Source organism: Mesorhizobium sp. M7D.F.Ca.US.004.03.1.1, assembly GCF_003998635.1.
Taxonomy (GTDB): Bacteria; Pseudomonadota; Alphaproteobacteria; order Rhizobiales; family Rhizobiaceae; genus Mesorhizobium; species Mesorhizobium loti.
The window spans coordinates 1-1,408 of the sequence record NZ_RZQG01001243.1 but is presented as its reverse complement, the minus strand read 5'-3'; the positions used below and the strand labels follow the sequence as shown (position 1 = coordinate 1,408).

General features: G+C 65.2%; 1 protein-coding gene. It reads left to right on the top strand.

Going from position 1 to position 1,408, the window contains the following annotated elements; all coding sequences use genetic code 11:
- Positions 1-1,276: trimethylamine methyltransferase family protein (locus EN935_RS35995; RefSeq protein ID WP_127374226.1), on the top strand; the 1,276-nt coding region annotated here is incomplete at its 5' end.
- Between the last annotated feature and the right edge of the window lie 132 nt (positions 1,277-1,408).

The window sequence follows — 1,408 nt, the reverse complement described above, 5'->3', positions numbered from 1 at the left end:
CGCCATGGTCATGGAGCGCGTCGCCATGGCGCCATCGTCGTTCGAGTTGCGTGCCCGCAATCCGGCGAAGAACGTCAAGGTCGGCGGGAAACACTGCATCCTGTCGTCGGTCGGTGGACCCGCCTATGTCATGGACAATGATCGCGGCCGCCGTCCCGGCACCTATGCCGAGATGTGCGATTATCTCAAGCTGATCCAGTCGTTCAACGTGCTGCACCAGGAAGGCGGCGGGCCGTTCGAGCCGCTCGACCTGCACCAGAACACGCGCCATCTCGACCTCTACTATGCCGAGATCACGCTGCTCGACAAGAACTGGCAACCGCAGGCGCTCGGCCGTGGGCGCGCCATCGACGCGCTGGAGATGGTGGCGATTTCACTGGGCACGACGCGCGAGAATCTTGCGCAGGAGATGCCTGTCTTTACCGGCATCATCAACACCAACTCGCCGCTGCAGCTCGACGAGCCGATGGCGGAAGGCCTGATCGCGCTGGCCGAACATGGCCAGGTCAATGTCATCACGCCGTTCACACTGGCCGGTGCGATGAGCCCGGTGACGCTCGCCGGAGCGCTGTCGCAGCAGCATGCCGAGGCGCTGGCCGGCATCGTGCTGACGCAGATCGTGCGCCCCGGCGTACCGGTGATGTATGGCGGCTTCACCTCCAATGTCGACATGAAGACCGGTGCGCCGGCCTTCGGTACGCCGGAATACACGCAGGCCGCGCAGATCACCGGCCAGCTCTGCCGGCTGATCGGCGTACCGTTCCGCTCCAGCAATGTCACCGCCGCCAATTCGGTCGATGCGCAGGCGGCCTATGAAAGCGCCATGTCGCTGTGGGGCTGCCTGATGGGCGGTGCCAATCTGGTGCTGCACGCCGCCGGCTGGCTCGGCGGCGGGCTGACGGCATCGTTCGAGAAACTGATCATCGACGCCGAGATGCTGCAGATGATGTGCGCCTATTTCGACCCGCCGGTGGTCGATATCGACACGCTGGCGCTGGAAGCCGTGCGCGAGGTCGGGCCGGCCGGGCACTTCTTCGGCGCCGCGCACACGATGCAGCGCTACGAACGCGCGTTTTATTCGCCGCTGGTCTCCAACTGGGACAACTACGACACCTGGATGGAGCGCGGCCAGATCACCGCGCGCGAACGGGCCAATGTAGTCTGGAAGCGGATGGTCGCCGAATATGAGCAGCCGCCGATCGATCCCGGCATCGATGAGGCGCTGCGCGACTATATGGAGCGCCGCAAGCGCGAGGGCGGTTCGCCGCTGAACTAGGCATCCCGCAAAGGCCCGACCTGAGCTTCCAGCATCTCGAAGCCGGCGGCTTCGGCGGCCTGCGGCGTCACCACGCTTTCGTCGAGGCACCATTCGAGCCAGAGCCCGTCGACCAGGGCGATGAAATTGCGC